We start from the raw sequence: 20,989 nt of genomic DNA, 5'->3' as shown, positions 1-20,989 counted from the left end.
TCGGAACTGTGATGGCATAAAAGAAACCGCCGCCGAGCCCTGATAGGATAGGGCGGTGATTATTCTGTCATTGGTGGCCTCGGCCGCCACTTGTCCGCTACAAGACTGAGGTCGGGTCTGTACACACGTTAACTGTTGCTGCCTGTCAGCAAGGGAGGAAGCTGTACCATGACCGGAATCTTCCAGAGCCTGCCACCCTGGTTGTGGTTTGTCATTGCACTGGTTGCGCTGTTTCTGGCGCGCAAACCTGTTCACCAGGGAATACTCGCCCTGGCGCGCTTTTTTCACCAATCCCTGCGCCTGGGCGCCAATGCAGTTGCCGCCTCGGAGCGCCGCCTGCAGTTGCGCAACCGCGAGGTACTGCTCGCTGCCGGGCGCGAGGCGACCGAGCGGCATATCGAGCGCGAGTTCGACCGTATCGAAGGGGCGATGAAAAAGGAGCTGGCGCAGTACCCGGCGCTGCATCGCAAATTGTGTGAGCAGCTCACCGCCATCGATGAAGACTATGTGCGCAGTGCAGAAGTGCCACCGGAACCCACCAACTGGGCCAAGGCCATCAAGGCCGTTGCCGAAATTCCCGCCAAGCAGGATCCGGTCGTGGGTGATGTACTGGAAACCATTCACGGTTCCATGCGTAAGGCGGAGGGCAAAGCGCTGGAAGCCTACCGCGAGTCTGCCCGCGAGCGTCACCAGTTGCTCAAGCGCATGATGCCGGCGTGGCGTTCCATCCTGAAAAGCCTGGGCAAGGTGAATAAAACCGTTGCCACGGTGCAACAGCGCTCCAAAGTCGTCGATGGCCATATGGATCGCTACGAGGAAATCCTGCAGGGCAGCGACCGCGCCCAGCGCATGTTGTCGTCCTCATCCCTGAGCCAGTTCTTTATTTCCGCCTTTGTATTGGCCATTGCGGTCGGCGGTGCGCTGATTAATTTCCATCTGATCGCACGACCAATGACGGAAATGGTGGGTGGCACCAGCTATATCGGCAACTTTAAAGTGGCGGACATCTCCGCGCTGGTGATCATCCTGGTGGAGATCACCATGGGGCTGTTTGTTATGGAATGCCTGCGGATTACCCGCTTGTTTCCGGTGATCAGTGCACTGAGTGACAAGCTGCGCACGCGGATGATGTGGGCCGCCTTCGCGCTGTTGTTTTTCCTGGCCACGGTGGAAGCCGGACTGGCGTTTATGCGCGAAATTCTGATGCAGGAAGACCTGGCCGTCAGTGCGCAACTGCGGGGCGCGGAGGTCGCCGCAGTGGACAGCAGCGTTTACTGGATCACCACGGCGGCGCAAATGGGGATGGGCTTTATCCTGCCATTTGCGCTCACGTTTGTGGCCATACCACTGGAAAATTTTATCGCCTCTACCCGCACTGTTATCGGTATTGTTACGGCATTTTTTCTGCGTTTGTTGTCGGTTGTTTTACGCCTTGCGGGAACGGGCAGCCTGCGCATCGGCACCTTGCTTGTGCGACTCTACGATATCGTGATCTTTTTCCCCCTGTGGCTGGAAGCGCGCTTTCTGGTTTGGCGTGAGCAGGCTGCGGAAAAAGCCGTTGTGGCAAGTGCGGTTGGGGAAAGTACGGTTGAAGAATCTGTGCCGGTTTCCAAGGCTAGTTCTCGGTCGCCCTCCAGGCGATCTGCAAAGTCCGCATCGAAGTCTTCAGCAAAACTTCCTACAAACCTGGAGGAGCAGCCATCGTGAAACATTGTCTAACGCTGTGTCTGCTGTTTGTCCTCACCGGTTGTGGAGAGCCGGTGGCCCGCAACCAGGGTGTGTATATGCTGATCGACACCTCGGGTACGTACACCGAGGAGCTCGGCAAGGCGCAGCAGGTGATCAATTTCACCCTGGCACGGCTGAACCCCGGGGATACCTTTGCGGTGGCCAGTATCAATACCGGCAGTTTCAGTGAGAAAAACATCCACGCCAAGGTCACCTTTGACGACAAACCCAGTGTGGCCAACCGGCAGAAGCAGGCTTTCCAGCAGAGCATTGATGCCTTTGTGAAAAGCGCGCAGCCTGCGGCTTACACGGATATTACCGGAGGCCTGCTGCAGGCGGTGGAATTTCTGAATGAAAAGCAGCCGGGGCGCAAAACCATCCTGATTTTTTCGGACCTCAAGGAAGAAATAAAGCAGGGCTACAATCGCGATCTGCCGCTGTCGCTGAACGGATTTGACCTGATCGCCCTGAATGTAACCAAGCTCAACAGTGACAATGTCGACCCCAGTGAATACCTCGGGCGTCTGCAGCAGTGGCAGGAGAAAGTGGAGCAGGGCGGCGGTAGCTGGCGCGTGGTAAATGATCTGGAGCGGCTGGAAAGAATACTGCCGTGATAACGCTTGAACAAACCTGATCACTGGTTGCGGCCGGGCCGCTCGCGTCCGCTGGTTGTTGCCCACGGCGACGAGGGTGGGCGCGGACTTTTTCCGGGCAATACCCTGTTGTACCTGCGCGAGATGGTGGCGCTGGGGGTGGATGCCGTGGAGATGGATCTGCATCTCACCGCGGACGGTCACCTGGTCATGCTCCACGATGGCACCCTGGAGCGTACGACCGATGGCAAAGGCATGGTGGCCAGCAAAACCCTGGCGGAGCTGAAAACGCTCAATGCGGCCTACCACTGGTCCCCGGATGGTGAACGCTATCCCTATCGCGAGAACCCGCAGGCGCTGGCCACCATCGATGAAGTCTTGGCCGAGTTTCCCCAAACCCCGCTGATTATCGAGCTCAAGGACAATGATCACCGTGCGGCAGAGGTTCTGGCCCGGGTAATACAGCGGGCTGGCTGTGAAACGTGGGTAAATGTTTCATCCTTCCACCGGGGCGTGATCCGTAGCTTTCGCAATCTGTGTCCACAGGTTGCTACCGGAGCCACACTGCCGGAGGCGCTGCTGTTTTTTGCCGCCCAGTGCCTGTTTGCAGAAAGACTTTTGCGGCCCGCCTACCAGACCATGCAGTTGCCCTGTCGCTACTACGGCCTGCCGGTATTTACCCGGCGCTTTGTACAGGCGGCACGCCGCTGTGGTCTGCACCTGGCGGTGTGGACGGTGAACGATATTGAAAGCATGAAGAAATATATCAACCAGGGGTTGGACGGCATTGTTACCGACAGGCCCGACAGGCTGTTGTCAATTCTGGACTCTCGATTCAGGAAAGTTGAATGATCAAGCGACTGCTGTTTTTTATCCTGATGGCCCTGGTGGTTTTTGTCGGCTGGCGCTATCTCGCGGCGCGCCCTGCGGCGGATATGGGTCTGCAATTTCCCGCTTATCCGGCAGACGGTTTCCGTAGGCCCCTGGTGATTGCCCATGCGGACGACTCCGGGCAGGGGCTCTACCCGGGGAACACGCCGGTTTTTCTGCAGCAAATGGCGGCGATGAAGGTCGACGTGCTGGAAATGGACCTGCATGCCACCGCCGATGACGAACTGGTGCTGATGCATGACGCCACTGTGGATCGCACCACCGATGGCGAGGGTGCGATCAGAGACATGACCCTGGCGGAGTTGAAAAAACTCAATGTGGCTTACAACTGGAGCCAGGATGGCAGCAGCTACCCCTACCGGGAAAATCCGCAGCGTATTCTCACAGCCGATGAAGTGTTCAAACGGTATCCCAAATACCCCATGGTGATTGAATTGAAATCGCCGGAAGCGGATGCAGCCCTGGCTCTGTGCGGCAAACTCAAGGCGTACAACAAGAGTAATCAGGTGATTGTTTCCTCTTTCCATCAGGGGGCGATCGATGCCTTCCGCAGCGAATGCCCCCATGTGGCCACCGGTGCCGGATCCGATGAGGTGAAACTGTTTGCGCTGGCGTCCAAGCTCAAGGCCTTCCGCCTGCTGAGTCCGCACTATCAGGCCCTGCATATTCCGTTGACCTACGACCGTATTACCCTGGTGGATAGCAGTGCACTGGAACAGGTACAACAACACGGCGTGCGGGTAGATGTGTGGACGGTGAATGACGAAGCGGAAATGCGGCACCTGATCGAGTTGGGGGTAGACGGCATCATGACGGACAGGCCGGACCGCCTTATGCAGGTGATTGCGGAGATGCAGGAGTTTGAGGAAATGAGCCAATAGTGTGATTGCCTGGAAAATAATCCTCGCAATAGCTACCAATTAAAAAGGGGCAAGGTGAAAACACCTTGCCCCTTTTTAATTGGTTTTTACTCTTCGCTCAGTTCTGGATGGCGGCGGCCTCAGGGGCAAGCGATGCATTCTCCTGTGGTTTGCGCACCCGAAACCAGGCCGCGTAAAGCGCCGGTAAGAAGAGCAGGGTCAGCGCGGTGGCCACAATCAGCCCCCCCATGATTGCTACCGCCATGGGGCCGAAGAAGTCGCTGCGGGACAGCGGGATCATCGCCAGTACCGCGGTGAGCGCCGTCAGCACAATGGGGCGGAAGCGGCGCACGGTGGATTCCACAATGGCATCCCAGGCGGACAGCCCCTGCTTGATATCCTGTTCTATCTGGTCGACTAGAATCACCGAGTTGCGCATGATCATGCCGGCCAGGGCAATGGTGCCGAGCATGGCGACAAAGCCGAAGGGCTTGTTGAACAGCAGCAGGAACAGGGTGACACCGATAATCCCCAGCGGCGCGGTCAGAAACACCATGGTGGACAGCGACAGGCTACGCAATTGCAACATCAGCAAGGTAAAGACCACCAGCACAAACAGGGGCATGCCGGCGTTCACCGATTTTTGTCCCCGTGCGGATTCCTCCACACTGCCACCGATTTCCAGCAGGTAGCCCGAGGGAATGGTGTCGCGCAGTGCCTGTAGCTGTGGCCAGATTTCCGCGACAACGGATGCCGGTTGCTGTGTGCCGTAAATATCCGCGCGCACGGTGACCGTGGGCAGGCGGTTGCGGTGCCAGATAACCCCCTCTTCAAAGGCGTAATCCAGGGTGGCTATCTGGTTCAGTGGCACGCGGCTGCCCTGATCTGTCTGTACCGCCAGGTTGCCCAGTTGCTCCAGCGCCTGGCGCTCGCGCTCCTCGCCACGCAGGGCGACCGCAATCAGCTCGTTGTCTTCGCGGAACTGGCCAACGGTGGTGCCGGAGAGTGAGCCCTGCAGAGCCTGCGCCAGTGCGCCGCTGCTGATACCCATGGTGCGAGCCCGCGCCTGATCCACGTCCAGTTGCACCACCTTGCTGGGTTCTTCCCAGTCCAGGTGCACGTTGGAAATGGCAGTATTCGGGCGAACGGTATCCGCCACCTCGCGGGCGATGCGCCGCACCTCACTGATGTGTTCACCGGACACCCGGAACTGCACCGGATAACCTACCGGCGGGCCATTCTCCAGGCGCGAAACCCGGGTACGCACGCTGGGGAATTGTTCGCTCAGGGTGGCGATCAGCCACTGGCGCACTTCCTCGCGCTCTTCGACCGAGCGAGTCAGCACCACGAACTGGGCAAAGCTGGCGGCGGGCAATTGCTGGTCAAGTGGCAGGTAGAAGCGCGGGGATCCGGTACCGACATAAGCCACATAATTTTCGACTTTCGGGTGCTGGGCCAGCAGCGACTCCAGCTGCATTGCCTGCTCCTCGGTCGCCTTCAGGGAGGCGCCTTCGTTCAGTTTCAGGTCCACCATCAGTTCCAGGCGCGCCGAGGAAGGAAAAAACTGCTGCGGCACGAAGCGGAAAAGGGCAATGGCACCGACAAAAACGATCAGCGTCAGCAGCATTACGGTTTTGCGGTAGTGCAGGCACCATTGCAGCAAGCGCCGGAATTTCTCATAGAACGGTTTGTTGTAGGGGTTGTGCTGTGCGTCGTGGCCCTGTGTTTGTGGCAGCAGGCGGTGGCCCAGATAGGGTACGAAGATCACTGCGACCACCCAGGAGGCCAGCAGCGACAGGGTAACCACCTGGAAAATAGAGCGGGTGTATTCACCGGTACCGGACTGCGCCGTGGCAATGGGTAGAAAACCCGCTGCGGTAATCAGTGTGCCGGTAAGCATGGGGAAGGCGGTACTGGTCCAGGCAAAACCGGCGGCTTTCAGGCGCGAGAGCCCCTGTTCCATTTTGATCGCCATCATTTCCACCGCGATGATCGCGTCGTCGACCATTAACCCCAGCGCCAGTACCAGTGCACCCAGGGAAATCTTGTGCAGGCCGATGTTGAAGTAATTCATCAGCGCAAAGGTAATAGCGAGCACCAGTGGAATGGACAGTGCGACCACCAGGCCGGTGCGCAGTCCCAGCGAGAAAAAACTCACCAGCATCACAATGGCCAGGGCTTCTGCCAGTACCTTGACGAACTCCCCCACACTGCTTTTTACCGCCGCTGGCTGGTCGGAGACTTTGCGCAGTTCCAGCCCCAGGGGCAGGTTCTGTTGCAGTCCTTCGACGGCACTGTCGAGGCGTTCACCCAGTTGCAAAATATCGCCGCCGGGTTTCATGGAGACGGCGATGCCGATGGCATCCTGCCCCATAAAGCGCACGCGCGGTTGCGGCGGATCACTGAAGCCGCGCTCGATGGTGGCGATATCGCCCAGCGTCAGGGTGCGGCCGTAGGCGTGAATCGGGAACTGACGGATTTCCTCAACCGTGCGGAATTGGCCGCTCACGCGCATGCGCACCCGGTCGCTGGCGGCTTCCACAAATCCCGCATCCGCCACCTGGTTCTGGTTTTGTAAGGCACCCTGGACTGCTGCCAGCGGAATACCGAGGGATGCCAGTTTGGCATTGGAAATTTCGATCCAGATTTTTTCGTCCTGCAGGCCGAGCAGTTCTACCTTGCCTACATCGCCAACCCGCTGCAGCGCCAGCTGCAGGCGGTCGGCGTAGTCTTTCATCAGGGCGTAGTCAAAACCGTCACCGGTGAGGGCGTAGATATTGCCGAAGGTGGTGCCGAACTCGTCGTTAAAGAATGGCCCCTGAACATCCGGCGGCAGGGTGTGGCGAATATCGCCAATTTTTTTTCGCACCTGGTACCAGAGGTCGGGAATTTCGTGGGAGCGCATGCTGTCCCTGGCCACGAACATGACCTGGGATTGACCGGGGCGGGAGAAAGAGGTGATGCGCTCGTACTCGCCGGTCTCCATCAACTTCTTTTCCACTCGCTCGGTAATCTGGCGGGAGACTTCCTCGGCGCTGGCTCCGGGCCAGAGGGTATTGACCACCATCACCTTGAAGGTGAAAGGCGGGTCTTCACTTTGTCCCAGTTGGGTATAAGAGATGGCGCCCATGACGCTGAGTACGATCATGGCGTAGAGCACGAGCGGGCGGTTCTTCAGCGCCCATTCGGAGAGATTGAATCTCATGGCAGTCATTCCGTGCGCAAGTCGGCAGTGCGAATATTGTTGTAAGCGGTTCTGATATGCGGGTCAGGCCCGGGCGGTCATGGCGTCCGCGCGAGGCTGTTGTCGAATTCGATGGGGCGATTGCGGCGGTCCACCGGGCGCACGCGCTGGCCTTCCTGCACCAGCTGGGTGCCGGCAGCCACCACCCAATCCTGTAGTGTCAGGCCGCCCTCGACGATCGCATTTTTATCGCCAAAGCTGGTGAGGGTGACAGGGGTTTTGCGCAGGGTAAAAGTGTCCGGGTCCATCACCCAGACGTGTGCGCGGCCTTCGTCGGCGGTTACCGCAGCCATCGGCAGGGTCAGGGAATTGCCCTTGGTTGCGCCCTGTACATACACCCGTGCGCTCTGGCCGAGTTCGGCACCAGCATTGCCGTTGTCGAAGGCCACTCTGGCTTCAAAGGTGCGCAGGCCGGACTCGGCAGAGGGGGACAGCTCGCGGATCTGTCCGGGGAAGGGGGCACCGGGATTGGACCAGAGTTCGAGGTTTACCGGTTGGCCCACGGTGAAGCGGGTGATTACTTTTTCTGGAAGATCGATACGCACTTCGCGGTCGCCATCGGCGGCCAGCACAAACGCGGACTGCCCGGCGGCGACTACCTGGCCCGCATCGATCATGCGCCGGGTAATCACACCGTTTTTCGGGGCTTTGAGGGTGGCGTAATCCACCTGATTGGCGGCGACTTTCAGTTGTGAACGCGCGCGCTCCAGCTGGGCCAGACTGTTTTCGTGGCGGGTTTTCACCGCATCCAACTGGGATTCGCCTACCAGCTTGCGATCAAACAGTTCCTGAAAACGGGCGAGCTCGTTGCCGGCATTGCGCTTTTCCGCTTCTGCAGCCTCCAGTTGCGCCTGAGCAGCATTCCGCTGCAACAGCAGGTCCTGCGCATCCAGTGTCGCCAGTGCCTGCCCCTGTGCTACCCGGTCGCCTACTTCCACCAACCGCTGGGTGACAGCACCGCCCACGCGGAATGCCAGCGCCGGCTCATGGCGTGCGCGCACTTCCCCGGGGTAGACCTCAAGCTGGGCCCCGGCCAATGTAGGCTGGACCACGATTGCCGGGCGCGGGGGCTTCTGTATACCGGATTCCGGTGCCGAGCAGGCGCTGGTCAGCAACCCGCCGACAATCAGTGCAAGCCACGGCAACTGGCGCAGTCTGCTATTGGGTGAGCTGTTCATAAGGGCCTCTTTCCTTGTATTTCCGCGAACAAGCAGTGTCTTCAGGGGGTGACTGGCCGGTTGCAAAAGACGTGGCACAATCACAAAAGCTGGTACTCTAGTATTACCAGTGCAGTCAGGCGCCACGAGCGCCTGCTGAATTGTTATACTGGTCAGTATAGTAATTTTATTAAACTCGCGAGTCCACTAATTGCGTGGATGTTTCTCTGTGCTCGCGAGCTGACGATGAATAGATGACGAGCGCGCCATGCCAGAACATACCTCCACCCGCGTAACCGCTTCTCCCGGGGCTGCCACTTCAGCCCGCGGCCGCCCAAAGGACCAGACCAAACGACTGGCCATTCTGGAAGCTGCCAAGCAGTTGTTCCTGACCCATGGCTTTGCCGGTACCAATATGGACGCGGTGGCGGCGGAGGCGGGGGTATCCAAGCTCACGGTCTACAACCACTTCTCGGATAAAGAGACGCTGTTTACCTCGGCCATTGCCGACAAGTGCGGAAGCCAGATGCCGGTGCCCATGTTTGATCTGGAGCCGGGCATGGATGTGGCGGATATGCTGCAGAAAATCGGCGAAGCCTTTCTGGAGATGCTCTACAGCGAAGAGCCAATGAAACTGATGCGCCTGATCAATGCGATTGGTGCGCAGGACCAGACCATGGCGGAGTTATTTTATGAGGCGGGGCCACTGCGCACGCGCGGTGAAATGGTGCGCTTCCTGGCGCGGGCGGATGAACTGCAGCAATTGCGGGTGCCGGATACCATCAGTGCCAGCGAATTATTTTTTGGCATGCTGCAGGGCGGCTGCCGGCACGTGCACATTATGCTCGGTTGCTGTGAGGCGCCGTCGCCAGAAGAGAATCGCGCGCATGTCGCCGAAGTCGTGCGGGTCTTTATGCGCGCGTTTGGTGGCTGATTGGGGGCTTAGGTACGGATCTTGTAACCGGTGCGGAAAATCCACCAGATACCGGTCATGCACAGCAGCAGGAAGAACAGGGTCATCCCCAGGCTGATGCCCACATTTACATCCGACACCCCGTAAAATGCCCAGCGGAAGCCGCTGATCAGGTACACCACCGGGTTGAACAGGGTCACCTTCTGCCAGAATTCCGGCAACATATTGATGGAGTAAAAGGCACCACCGAGGAAGGTCAGTGGGGTAATCACCATCAGCGGGATTATCTGCAGTTTCTGGAAATCATCCGCCCAGACCCCGATGATAAAACCGAACATGCTGAAGGTGACCGCGGTCAGAATCAGGAATGCGATCATCCAGAACGGGTGTGCAATTTCATAGTCCACAAAAAAGCGCGCGGTAATCAGAATCAGGATGCCAATCACCACCGACTTGGTCGCTGCCGCTCCCACGTAACCCGCCACAATTTCAAACGCCGATACCGGTGCTGACAGCACTTCATAAATAGTGCCGGAGAATTTCGGGAAAAAGATGCCGAAAGAGGCATTGGAAATACTCTCGGACAGCAGCGACAGCATGATCAGCCCGGGGATGATAAAGGCCCCGTAACTGACCCCCTCAATCTCTCCCAGGCGCCCGCCGATGGCGGTGCCAAACACAATAAAGTAGAGGCAGGTGGATATTACCGGCCAGGCAATACTCTGCATCAGGGTGCGCCCGGTGCGCGCCATTTCAAATTTATAGATGGCGCGGATGCCATAGGTATTCATTGTCATTACTTCCTCAGTCATCCCGCCTGCTGGCGTTCGCTCTGGTTCTGGTGCACCAGGTTTACAAAGATTTCCTCCAGTGAGCTCTCGCTGGAATGCAGGTCTTTGAACTCGATACCCTGCTGGTTCAGGCTGCGCAGCAGATCGGCGATGCCGGTGTGCTCCCGCTGGGTGTCGAAGGTGTAGATCAACTGGTTGCCTTCGTCGGCCAGTTCCAGTGCAAATTCACCCAGTGACGCCGGCAGCGCCTGAATCGGGTTCTGCAACTGGATTACCAGCTGCTTCTTGCCCAGTTTGCGCATCAGGGTATGTTTGTCTTCCACCAGCACCAGCTCACCGTGGTTGATCACACCGATACGATCCGCCATTTCCTCGGCTTCCTCGATGTAGTGGGTGGTGAGGATGATGGTCACACCGGACTCCCGCAGGCCGCGCACCATTTCCCACATGTCCCGGCGCAACTCCACATCCACACCGGCGGTGGGTTCGTCGAGAAACAGGATAGAAGGTTCGTGGGACAGCGCCTTGGCGATCATCACTCGGCGTTTCATGCCGCCGGAGAGCGCCATGATCTTGCTATCGCGCTTTTCCCACAGGGACAGCTGACGGAGGATCTTCTCGATATATTCCGGGTTCGGTGCCTTGCCGAACAGGCCGCGGCTGAAGTTGACCGTGGCCCAGACACTTTCAAAGGAATCTGTGGATAACTCCTGGGGCACCAATCCGATTTTGCTGCGTGCCGCGCGGAATTCCCGCTGGATATCGTGGCCATCCGCCAGCACCTTGCCGTTACTGGGATTGACGATGCCGCAGACAATACTGATCAGTGTGGTTTTGCCGGCGCCGTTGGGCCCGAGCAGGGCGAAGATTTCACCGGGTTGAATGTCGAGGTCGACGGATTTGAGGGCGGTAAAGCCGCCGGCATAGGTTTTGCCGACGTTCTGGATGGAGATGATGGGTTGCACGCTTTCCCCTTTCGCTGTGTGTCGTGCCCGTGAGGTTGCTCACCGGGGGCGGACATTGTGCCGCGCTGGCACCAGCGGCGCCAGTCTTGGAGCGGGAAAGCGTGCGGCTTTTAAAAAGCGTCGATCAGAATTGCCTATCAACAGCGCTTAGCGATTGAAAATACGCTCGTAGAAGGCGACGGCGCCTTCGTAGGCCTGGTTGGCGGCGTCTTCATTGTAAGCCAGTGGGATGCCAAACTTTTCACCGCGACCAGTGGCGGCGGGGTTGGTAAAGCCGTGTTTGGCATCGGGGAAGCAGGCTAGGTCAAAGCGCACGCCAGCGGTGAACATTTCCTGTACGAAGCGGGTGACTTCATCCGCGGGGATCATGTCATCGCTGCCACCGGTGTACACCTGGAGCTCCGCTTTCACATCACCTGGTTTGATTTTTACATCCGTCTGCAGTGCGCCGTGGAAGCTGACGACACCTTTCAGGTCGAGCCCCAGTCGCGCCATGGTGAGCGCGACGGCGCCACCGAAGCAGTAACCCTGGGCGGCGATTTGGCCGGAGGCGACTTTTTCGTGGCCGTTGATCAGATCCAGCGCGGCCTGGAAGCGGGCGACGGGCGCGCCTTCGGTTTCCAGAGTTTTGTTCATGAGAGCGGCAGCGTCGCTGGGGTTGTCGGCGCCGACCCCAGTGCCGTACATATCGAGGGCGAAGGCGACGTAGCCTTCAGCGGCGAGGCGCTCGGCCTCTTCACGGGTAAAGTCATTGAGACCCCACCATTCGTGTACCAGGAGGATGGCCGGGCGCTCGCCTTCGACCGTTTCGTCGTAGGCCAGGTAGCCGGTGAAGGATTCGCCGTTTACGGTGTATTCGATATCTTCGGTGTACATGGTGTCCTTCTTGAGGGATGGTTTTTACGCTTTCTTCGGTTGGCGATATCTCGGGTCTTGCGGCGGAATGATATCGCCATCTTCGTCCAGTTCCGGGAATGGCAGTTTGTACTGCTCGCAGTATCTCACCATTTTCGGGTGCATCCAGCGGAACAGGATGTCTTTGATTTTCAGATCTTCCTCATCGAGGGTTTTGTTGTCGTAGAGGCCGGCCTTCTGCCGCTGGTGCATGGCTTCCTGCAGGATGATCGCGGCGGCGACACTTACGTTGTAGCTTTCTACCATTCCGATGATCGGGATGGTGACATGATCGTCGGCGTGTTCAGCGGCGTAGTCGCTGAGGCCGTCCTTTTCTGCTCCCATGACGAGGGCGAAGGGTTTGGTGTAGTCGGCTTCGCGGTAGTCGATGGCGCGGTCGGACCAGTGGGCGGCGTATAAATACATGCCACGGTTTTTGAGTTCAGCCATGCCGGTCTGAATATCGGGGTAGACGCTGTTGCCAGTGAAGCGGCCGCTGCCACCGGCGGTGTTGTGGTAGATCTTGTGCCCGTGGGTGGGTTGTACCATATGGATTTCGGGGATGCCGACGGCGTCGGCGGTGCGCAGCATGGCGGAGATATTCTGGGCTTTGTGGACCTGGTCGGTGAGGATGGTCATGTCGTGCTGGCGCTGGCGGAGCACCTGCTTGAATTTCTCGTAGCGGCTGCGGCTCATGGTACTTCTATCTTCGGGGTTCTGATCTGGCCGCGGATTATAGCATTGTGGTTTGTGTCCGGGTTTGTGGTACTTACTTGGGTGATTTGGTGGCGGCCAAGCACCGGGCAGGAGGTTTCAGGACCGCTGTAAACCCATCCCTGGGCGCTGCGGCGGCGACGTCCTGTCGCCGACGCTCCTGAAACCTCCTACCCGGCACTTGGCCTTCGCATCTGGGTTTTTAATGTTCGACTAGTGAGTAGTGCTCTACTTCGGGGAATGGGTCGTAGAAGTGGTGGAGGAGGGCTTTCCAGTTTTGGTATTCGGGGGATTTTCGGAAGCCTTCTGTGTGGTCTTCTAGTTTTTTCCAATTCACTAATAGGATATAGCGATTTTCTTTTTCCAGGCACTTTTGTAGTTGATGGTTGATATAGCCCGGCATTGAGGAAATGATACTTTGTGCCTTTTTAAAGGCACGTTCGAACTCTTCATTCTGGTTTGGCTTCACGTCCAGAATCGCCACTTCAAGAATCATGTTATTTCCACGTAAAACAATGTTGTCTGTAAAAATACAAGATTTGAAGCGAAGGTAAAGTGCCGGGTATAGGTTTTCAGGAGCGTCGGCGACAGGGACGTCGCCGACGCAGCGTACAGGGATGTATTCACAGCGGTCCTGAAAACCTATACCCGGTGCTTTGCCGCCACTAAACTTGCTTACTCGGGGCCACAAAACTAAGCCAAAGGCGCATTAAAAGGCTCCACAGTAACCCAATCCCCAGTCTCACAATCCCCCCCTTCCCGAGGCAAAACAACAAAACAGTTCGCCGCAGCAAAGCCGGATAGAATATGACTCCCCTGAATACCGCGAGTCTCCACCACTTGAATCCCATCCTCATCGCGATAGGTAAACCCGCGTTGATAATCCGTGCGTCCAGGTCTCTTGCGAATATCGTTCAATAACCGCGCGCGAACCTGCAGCGGAGGCTGGCGAAACTGTGCGGAGGTGCCGCGCAATTTTTCCAGGGCGGGAACAACCAGTTGATAAAGCGTGACGATCGCGGAAACCGGGTTGCCGGGAAGGCCGAAGAACAGGGTTTCACCTTGAGTTTTCGGGAGGCGACCGAAAGCGAAGGGTTTGCCGGGTTTGATGGCGAGTTTCCAGAAGCCGATTTCGCCGAGTTCCTGCAAAACGGTTTTGGTGAAATCCGCTTCACCAACGGATACACCGCCGCTGGTGATGACAAAGTCTGCGTTGTCGCGGGCTTTGATGAAGGCCTCGTGAATTTTTTCCGGTTGGTCCGGCCAGCAGCCGAGATCCAGGATATCCACATCCAGCTGTTCCAGCGCAGCCTGCAGGGCAATGCGGTTGCTATCGTAAATGTCGCCGTCACCCAACTCGGAAGCGGGGGTACCGATGGGTTTCAGTTCGTCGCCGATAGAGAGCAGGGCGGCTTTGAGTTTGCGCAGTACCGTGACTTCGGCCACGCCGGCGCCGGCCAACAGCGCAATATGGGGGACTTTGATTTTTGAGCCGACAGGTATGAGGCTTTGGCCGGTGTGCACGTCTTCGCCGCGACGGCGAATGTTTTCGCCGGGTTTGGCGGGGCGGCTCATGGTGAGTTGGTCGCCGTCCAGGGTGCAATTTTCCTGCATCTGTACGCGGTCGGCGCCGGTGGGTACGGCGGCGCCGGTGGTGATTCGGGTGGCCTGGGCTGGCTCTAGAGTGCCGTCAAAAGGATGGCCGGCGAGGCTTTTGCCGATGATGGTGTAGTTGTCATGGTCGCCACTGAGCGCGTAGCCGTCCATGGCGGAGTTGTCGCAGGGGGGCAGGTCGAGTGCGGCCAATACGGGCTCGGCCAGTACGCGGCCGCAGGCCTGACTCAATGGGATAGTTTCGGTCGCGGTAATGGGGTTGATGCTGTCGATCAGCATCTGTTTGGCGGCTTCTACGGAACGCAGGCCGTTTTCTGCACAGGCATCAGTCATTGTTATTGCCTTAAATCTTGTCTGTTTGGTCGAGAAGATAGCTGGCCGGGGCACAGTTTCCAAGTCTTGATACTGGCACAAGTCTTCGGGATAAGGTGCCCGGTAGCGTCACCGCCACAGTGTTGGAGCGGAGCTGGGTGGTACCTACTTGGGTGATAGGGTGGCGGCAAAGCACCGGGTATGGGTTTTCGAAACCGCCACAAGTACATCCATGTAGGCTGCGTCGGCGACGTCCCTGTCGCCGACGCTTTCGAAAACCCATCCCCGGCACTTTGCCTTCGCATCGAGGATTGTGTCTTTCGGTTAAGAGCGAGGTATCGCTCTTAACCGACTGCTACTGCGAGATTGGTATTCAGCAGCGCTGAGATTTCCGGCTTACAGGAACCACAGTTGGTTCCACATCCCAGCAGTTCACCCAGTTCATCAACCGACGCTGCACCATCCGCAATCGCCGCTTCGATTTCCTTGCGGGACACCTGCAAGCAGGTGCATATCATCTGCGCGCCGGCGGGGACGTCGTGTAAGAGCTTTGCGGGGGCGTCTGGCAATGGTTCTTGCAGGGCGTTTTCCAGGGTTTTGCGGTCCGGCAGGCCTTGCCATTCGGCGCTGGTGAAGACCAGTAATTCCATTTCTTCACTGTGCAGCAGCCAGCGTTCGCCGCTGGGTAGTTGCAGTTGTTTGCGATTGAGCTGTTTGCCACTGAGATTGAACAGCTTGTCGGCCATGGACTGCCAGTCCGGCTGTTTTTTCAGGGCCAGTTCGAAACGGTAACCGCCTTCTACCGGTACCCGGTACCAGTGCAGGATGGTTTCGAATAGCTGCGCATCACCGGCCTGCAGGCGACTGTGGAGCTCTTCTGCGGCTTTGGTGCGGAGCAACAAACAGGCGTAGCTGTGAGCGGATAGGGGTTCTATTTTAACTGCCACCTGCTTCAGTTCCGGCTGTCCGGAGAAGGGATCGGTGAAGGCGATCGCCAGGGCGCTGACGGTGGCGTTGTGGGCGAGGCTGTCGCTCCAGTGGATCGGGGCGAACAGTTGGCCGGGTTTCTGGCTGCTGGTGAGATGGGCGCGGCCGAAGAACTGGCCCTTTTCGCTTTCCACACGTACCAGTTGCGCGTCTTCAATACCGAATTTTGCGGCTTCCTGCGGGTGTACGTGCAGCTCCGGTGCTTCGCTGTGGTCCAGCAGTTTGCGCGCGCGGCCGGTGCGGGTCATGGTGTGCCACTGGTCGCGCAAGCGGCCACTGTTCAGTACCAGCGGGTATTCGTCGCGGGTTTCCTGCTTCGGGCACTGGGGTTGTACGGCGACGAAGCGGGCGCGGCCGTTCGGGGTGTAAAAGTCGCCGTCGCTGAACAGGCGCGCGGTGCCGTTGGGATGTTCGGCATTGACCGGCCATTGAACTGGAGTGAAGAAATCGTATTCCTGGTCGCTGATATTCGCCAGCGCGGAAATATCAAAGGCACGGCGGGCCTGGTCGCGATTGTTTTCAAAGCCGGACAGGGCGGCGTGTTCGCGGAATATATCTGCGGGACTTTCAAAGTTGAAGGCTTCGCCAAAGCCGAGGCGCTTGGCAACGTCGCAGATGATTTCCCAGTCGTGGCGGGCCTCGCCCGGCTTGGGCAGGAAGCCTTTCTGACGAGAGATACGGCGCTCGGAGTTGGTGACGGTGCCGGTCTTCTCGCCCCAGGTGGTCGCGGGCAGCAACAGATCGGCGGTGCGTGCGGTGTCGGTATCGCCGACGCAGTCGGAAACGATCACCGTGGGGCAGTTTTTCAGAGCAGCGGCCACGCGGCGTGCGTCCGGCATGCTCACCGCCGGGTTGGTGGCCATGATCCATACGGCCTTGATCTGGCCACTCTCCACCGCGTTAAACAGATCCACCGCTTTCAGGCCCGGGCCCTGTGCCATTTTTGTGGCGTTCCAGAAACGGCCCACACGGTCGATATTGTCTTCGGTGAAATCCATATGCGCAGCGAGCATATTCGCCAGCCCGCCCACCTCACGTCCGCCCATGGCATTGGGCTGGCCGGTGATGGAGAAGGGTCCGCAGCCGGGCTTGCCGATGCGACCGGTGGCCAGATGGCAATTAATAATGGTGTTGTTTTTGTCGGTGCCGGTGCTGGACTGATTGACGCCCTGGGAATAAAAGCTGATGACTTTTTCGGTGGTGCGGAACAGCTCGTAAAACTCAAGTAACCGTTCCAGCTCCACACTGCAGTATTCCGCTACCTTTTCCGGCGTCCACTCCGCTGCGGCGTAGAGGGTGTCGGTAAAATTTTCCGTGTGGTCGTCGATAAACCCCTGGTCCAGCGCACCGAACTCGGTGAGATAGTGCAGTAGACCATTGAACAGCGCGGCATCACTACCTGGCGTAATCGCCAGGTGCATGTCCGCCATTTCACTGGTGGCACTGCCACGGGGGTCCACCACCACCAGCTTGGCATTGGCCGCCTGCATACGCTGGAACAGAATCGGGTGGGTCCAGGCGGCATTGGAGCCGATCAACACCACCAACTCCGCCTCATCCAGATCCTCGTAATTACACGGCACCGCATCCGCGCCCAGGGCGCGTTTGTACGCAGCTACCGCGGAGGACATACACAGGCGGGAATTGGTATCCACGTTGCCCGTACCGATAAACCCCTTCATCAGCTTGTTGGCAACATAGTAGTCTTCAGTCAGCAACTGGCCGGACAGATAAAACGCCACCGAATCCGGCCCGTGCTCATTAATGGTCTCGCGCAGCCGAGACGCGGCAAATTCCATCGCCGTTTCCCAGTCGCACTCTTCGCCGTGCAACTGCGGCTTTAACAGACGTCCATGATTGCCCAGAGTATCCGCCAGCGACGAACCCTTAACGCACAACTTGCCCTTGTTGGCCGGATGCTGCTGATCTCCCTCAATGCGGATCACATCCTCACCAGTGGCCGGACTGGACTCCCGCGTCGCCGCCACCCCGCAACCCACCCCGCAATAGGGGCAGGTGGTGCAGGATCTGTGGGCGCTGAACAGTTCTGTTAATGCCATCTTCGACTGCTTATTTTTGCTTGTTTTATTGATCGAATTGAATCAGAACGTCATCGCCCTCAAAGGCAACCGGGAAGATATCCAGCTTGATCTCTTCCTCTTCCAGGCACTGTCCGTCGGTCAGACGGTAGTGTTGCTTGTACAGCGGCGAGGCAACGGTCAGCTCACCGTCGATCTCCGCCACAAGGCCGCGGCCGATTACGCCCGCGTTGGCGATAGGATCCCAGTTATCGATGGCGTACAACTGGGGTTCCTGCTCGGGTAAAAAAAACAGGGCAATCTGACGACCGCCCACAAGAGCGCACACTCCGGAATCGGCTACAAGATCTGATCGCTTGCAGACTTGCAGCCACTCGGTGCGGGTTATGGCAACTTCGCTCATTCTGGTTCTCCACAAATGGTGGTGGTGAAATTCTTAAAACTTGTGTTCTTTTCCAGCTTCTGTGGGGCTGGATTCCGGCCTGCGCCGGAATGACGCGGGGCGGAGTAAATCAGGTCGATGCGAAGGTGGAGTACCGGGTGTCAGGTTTCAGGAGCGTCGCAAACAGGATGTTTGCGCCGCAGCGCCCATGGATGGGTTCACAGCGGTCCTGAAACCTGACACCCGGTGCTCCACCGCCACCGGACTTCAAAAAAACTTAAGCCGGCTCTGCAATCTTGACGATTTCTTCCTGGGTCGCAGGGCGGCGTTGCTCACGCTCTTCTACGAAAACGATCTTCTCGTCTTTCTCGTCGGTGTTTACGAACTGGCGGAAGCGCTTGACCATCTCTGGATCGTTGATCGCAGTTTTCCACTCACACTGGTAAGTGCCAACCACATTGGTCATCTGGCGCTCCAGCTCATCACAGATACCCAGCTTGTCCTCGATCACCACCTCACGCAGGTAATCCAGACCACCCTCCAGGTTCTCCAGCCACACCGAAGTCCGCTGCAACTTGTCCGCCGTGCGCACGTAGAACATCAGCACCCGGTCGATATATTTAATCAGCGTCACATCATCCAGATCCGTCGCGAACAAGTCCGCGTGACGCGGGCGCATACCGCCGTTACCACACACATACAGGTTCCAACCGTTCTCGGTAGCAATCACACCAATATCTTTACTCTGTGCTTCCGCACACTCACGGGTACAACCGGAAACCGCCATCTTGATCTTGTGCGGCGAGCGCAGGCCCTTGTAGCGGTTCTCCACCGTCAGCGCCATGCCCACACTGTCCTGCACACCAAAGCGACACCAGGTGCTGCCCACACAGGACTTCACCGTACGCAAGGATTTGCCATACGCGTGGCCGGTTTCAAAGCCCGCGTCGGTCAGCTCGCGCCAAATCTCCGGCAACTCCTCCAAGCGCGCACCGAACAGGTCGATACGCTGACCGCCGGTAATCTTGGTATAGAGGTCGTACTTCTTCGCCACCTGTCCCAGCACGATCAATTTATCCGGCGTAATCTCACCGCCGGCAATACGCGGAACCACGGAGTAGGTACCATTCTTCTGCATATTCGCCATAAAGGTATCGTTGGTGTCCTGCAGGCCAACGTGGGGCTTCTCGTGGATATGTTCGTTCCATAGGGACGCAAAGATGGAAGCCGCGGTGGGCTTACAGATTTCACAGCCTTTACCGGAACCGTGCTTGTGCAACAGCTCGTCGAAGGTTTTGATTTCCTCCACCTGCACCATGTGGAAAATTTCCTGGCGGGTGTAAGGGAAGTGCGGGCAGAGGTCGTTGTTGACTTCCATACCCAGGGCCGCGAGTTCCGCATCCACCACGTTTTTCAGCAGTGCAGAACAACCGCCACAGCCGGTGGCCGCCTTGGTGCAGTCTTTGACTTCACCCACAGAGCAGCAACCGCCCTGAACCGCACCGACGATATCGCCCTTGCTGACGTTGTGACAGGAACAGATGGTGGCGGTGTCCGGCAGCGCGTCTGCACCCAGGGCCGGGGCAGCGCCGTCCAGTGCCGGCAGGATCAGTTGCTCCGGGTGCTCCGGCAGATCCATATCGTTCAGGTGGTATTGCAGCAGGGTGTCGTAATCGCCGGTGTCGCCCACCAGCACCGCGCCGCGCAGCTTCTTGCCTTCGCGATCGGTAATCATGCGCTTGTACACGCCGGTCTGCTCGTCGACGAAGGTGATCGCCGCGGAGCCTTCCGCGCGGCCGTGGGCGTCGCCGATGGAGCCGACTTCCACACCCAGCAGTTTCAGCTTGGTGCTCATGTCTGCGCCGTTGAATTCCGCCGCTTCGCCACACAACAGCGAAACCGCGGTGCGCGCCATGGTGTAGCCGGGTGCTACCAGGCCGTAGATAAAGTTGTTGAACAGGGCACATTCGCCGATGGCGAAAATGTTTTTGTCGGAGGTACGGCAGGTATTGTCGACCACGATACCGCCGCGCTCACCCAGTTCGATACCGGCGGATTTGGCCAGGCTGTCTTCCGGGCGAATACCCGCGGAGAATACAATCAGGTCTGTATCCAGGGACTTATCGCCCTTGAAGTTCATGCGCAGGCGGCCGCCGTCCACTTCTTCGATCAGTTCGGTGGCGGTGCTGGTGTGTACGGTCACGCCCAGCTCTTCAATTTTTTCCCGCAGTAACTTGGAGCCGCCTTCGTCCAGCTGTACGGACATCAGGCCGGGGGCGAATTCGACCACGTGGGCTTCCAGGCCCAGCTGTTTGAGTGCGTTGGCCGCTTCCAGGCCCAGCAGGCCACCGCCCACAACCACTCCAACCTTGCCGTCTTTGGCGGCGGCCTGGATTTTGTCGAGGTCTTCGAGGGTGCGGTACACGAAGCACTTTTCGTGCTGATGGCCGGGGATCGGCGGAACAAAAGGATAGGAGCCGGTGGCCAGGATCAGGTGATCGTAGGCAACGGATGCACCGCTGGCGGAGGTCACGATTTTATTTTCGCGATCAATGCCCACGGCGGCGTCGTTCAGTCGCAGGTCGTAGCCCCAATCGCGATACTGCTCCACCTTGCCCATGGCCAGGTCGTCGGCGGTGCGGCCGCCAAAGTATTCGGAGAGGTGTACCCGGTCGTAGGCGGGACGGGGTTCGGCGCAAAATACCAGCACGTCGAACAGTTCCCGTTCGGGACGATTTGCCAGTTGTTCCAGGAAGTGGTGACCCACCATGCCGTTGCCGATGACGACGATTTTTTGCTTAACCATAATCTCTGCCGTTTGAACCTGATTCGTGCGACAGAAGAAAAGCGTTGGGGGAGGGCCTGGTTAGCTTGCGGCTGCACGGGCGTCCCCTCTTCTGTCGAA

General features: G+C 58.2%; 16 protein-coding genes. 5 read left to right on the top strand and 11 right to left on the bottom strand.

The annotated features are described in order from the left end of the window. Nucleotides 1-168: 168 nt before the first annotated feature. Genes M0G74_RS02590 through M0G74_RS02575 form a run of 4 tightly spaced genes read left to right on the top strand, consistent with a single transcriptional unit; the run spans nt 169 to nt 4,093 of the window. On the top strand, nt 169-1,707 hold the full coding sequence (locus M0G74_RS02590; RefSeq protein WP_248213952.1) for a hypothetical protein: 1,539 nt from the start codon (nt 169-171) through the stop codon (nt 1,705-1,707). Further along, on the top strand, nt 1,704-2,342 hold the full coding sequence (locus M0G74_RS02585) for a VWA domain-containing protein (protein ID WP_248213949.1): 639 nt from the start codon (nt 1,704-1,706) through the stop codon (nt 2,340-2,342). The genes M0G74_RS02590 and M0G74_RS02585 overlap by 4 nt, the downstream gene beginning before the upstream one ends. Nucleotides 2,343-2,348: 6 nt before the next feature. Continuing rightward, nucleotides 2,349-3,173: a glycerophosphodiester phosphodiesterase gene (locus M0G74_RS02580; RefSeq protein WP_248213947.1), complete on the top strand. Its 825-nt coding sequence runs from the start codon at nt 2,349-2,351 to the stop codon at nt 3,171-3,173. Next, nucleotides 3,170-4,093 (top strand): glycerophosphodiester phosphodiesterase, encoded by a 924-nt coding sequence (locus M0G74_RS02575; protein WP_248213945.1) that lies wholly within the window; start codon nt 3,170-3,172, stop codon nt 4,091-4,093. Before M0G74_RS02580 ends, M0G74_RS02575 begins: the two co-directional genes overlap by 4 nt. Before the next feature lie 97 nt (nt 4,094-4,190). On the opposite strand, the gene M0G74_RS02570 is transcribed toward M0G74_RS02575, so the two are convergent. Both M0G74_RS02570 and M0G74_RS02565 read right to left on the bottom strand, forming a co-directional pair. Next, the gene (locus tag M0G74_RS02570) at nt 4,191-7,277 is read right to left on the bottom strand and encodes an efflux RND transporter permease subunit (protein ID WP_248213943.1); all 3,087 of its coding nucleotides are present in this window, start codon (nt 7,275-7,277) and stop codon (nt 4,191-4,193) included. 77 nt (nt 7,278-7,354) lie between these two features. Then, the gene (locus tag M0G74_RS02565) at nt 7,355-8,494 is read right to left on the bottom strand and encodes an efflux RND transporter periplasmic adaptor subunit (RefSeq protein WP_248213941.1); all 1,140 of its coding nucleotides are present in this window, start codon (nt 8,492-8,494) and stop codon (nt 7,355-7,357) included. 247 nt (nt 8,495-8,741) lie between these two features. Between M0G74_RS02565 and M0G74_RS02560 the strand changes: the two genes are divergently transcribed. Further along, nucleotides 8,742-9,407 (top strand): TetR/AcrR family transcriptional regulator, encoded by a 666-nt coding sequence (locus M0G74_RS02560; protein ID WP_248213939.1) that lies wholly within the window; start codon nt 8,742-8,744, stop codon nt 9,405-9,407. Between the two features lie 8 nt (nt 9,408-9,415). Here M0G74_RS02560 and M0G74_RS02555 read toward each other — a convergent pair whose 3' ends face one another. From M0G74_RS02555 to nirB, 9 genes are all read right to left on the bottom strand, one after another. Then, nucleotides 9,416-10,177, bottom strand: coding sequence for an ABC transporter permease (locus tag M0G74_RS02555; protein ID WP_160154856.1), 762 nt, complete (start codon nt 10,175-10,177; stop codon nt 9,416-9,418). 17 nt (nt 10,178-10,194) lie between these two features. Further along, the gene (locus tag M0G74_RS02550; protein ID WP_248213937.1) at nt 10,195-11,142 is read right to left on the bottom strand and encodes an ABC transporter ATP-binding protein; all 948 of its coding nucleotides are present in this window, start codon (nt 11,140-11,142) and stop codon (nt 10,195-10,197) included. A gap of 147 nt (nt 11,143-11,289) precedes the next feature. After that, entirely contained in the window at nt 11,290-12,018 is a 729-nt protein-coding gene (locus M0G74_RS02545; RefSeq protein WP_248213934.1) for a dienelactone hydrolase family protein, read from the bottom strand. Nucleotides 12,019-12,042: 24 nt separating this feature from the next. After that, nucleotides 12,043-12,732, bottom strand: a complete 690-nt coding sequence (gene trmH / locus M0G74_RS02540) for a tRNA (guanosine(18)-2'-O)-methyltransferase TrmH (protein ID WP_248213928.1) — start codon at nt 12,730-12,732, stop codon at nt 12,043-12,045. Between the two features lie 220 nt (nt 12,733-12,952). Continuing rightward, nucleotides 12,953-13,246, bottom strand: a complete 294-nt coding sequence (locus tag M0G74_RS02535; protein WP_160152608.1) for an antibiotic biosynthesis monooxygenase — start codon at nt 13,244-13,246, stop codon at nt 12,953-12,955. A gap of 197 nt (nt 13,247-13,443) precedes the next feature. Next, entirely contained in the window at nt 13,444-14,697 is a 1,254-nt protein-coding gene (gene glp / locus M0G74_RS02530) for a gephyrin-like molybdotransferase Glp (protein WP_248213926.1), read from the bottom strand. Between the two features lie 323 nt (nt 14,698-15,020). Further along, nucleotides 15,021-17,723 carry a nitrate reductase gene (locus tag M0G74_RS02525; RefSeq protein ID WP_248213925.1) on the bottom strand — a complete coding sequence of 901 codons (2,703 nt, stop codon included), beginning with the start codon at nt 17,721-17,723 and terminating at the stop codon, nt 15,021-15,023. Nucleotides 17,724-17,748: 25 nt separating this feature from the next. After that, nucleotides 17,749-18,105 carry a nitrite reductase small subunit NirD gene (gene nirD / locus M0G74_RS02520; protein ID WP_160152611.1) on the bottom strand — a complete coding sequence of 119 codons (357 nt, stop codon included), beginning with the start codon at nt 18,103-18,105 and terminating at the stop codon, nt 17,749-17,751. Between the two features lie 256 nt (nt 18,106-18,361). Next, on the bottom strand, nt 18,362-20,890 hold the full coding sequence (gene nirB / locus M0G74_RS02515; RefSeq protein WP_160152612.1) for a nitrite reductase large subunit NirB: 2,529 nt from the start codon (nt 20,888-20,890) through the stop codon (nt 18,362-18,364). Nucleotides 20,891-20,989: the final 99 nt, after the last annotated feature.

Source organism: Microbulbifer sp. CAU 1566 (assembly GCF_023156515.1).
GTDB lineage: Bacteria > Pseudomonadota > Gammaproteobacteria > Pseudomonadales > Cellvibrionaceae > Microbulbifer.
This window is presented reverse-complemented; position numbering and strand designations above follow the sequence as displayed.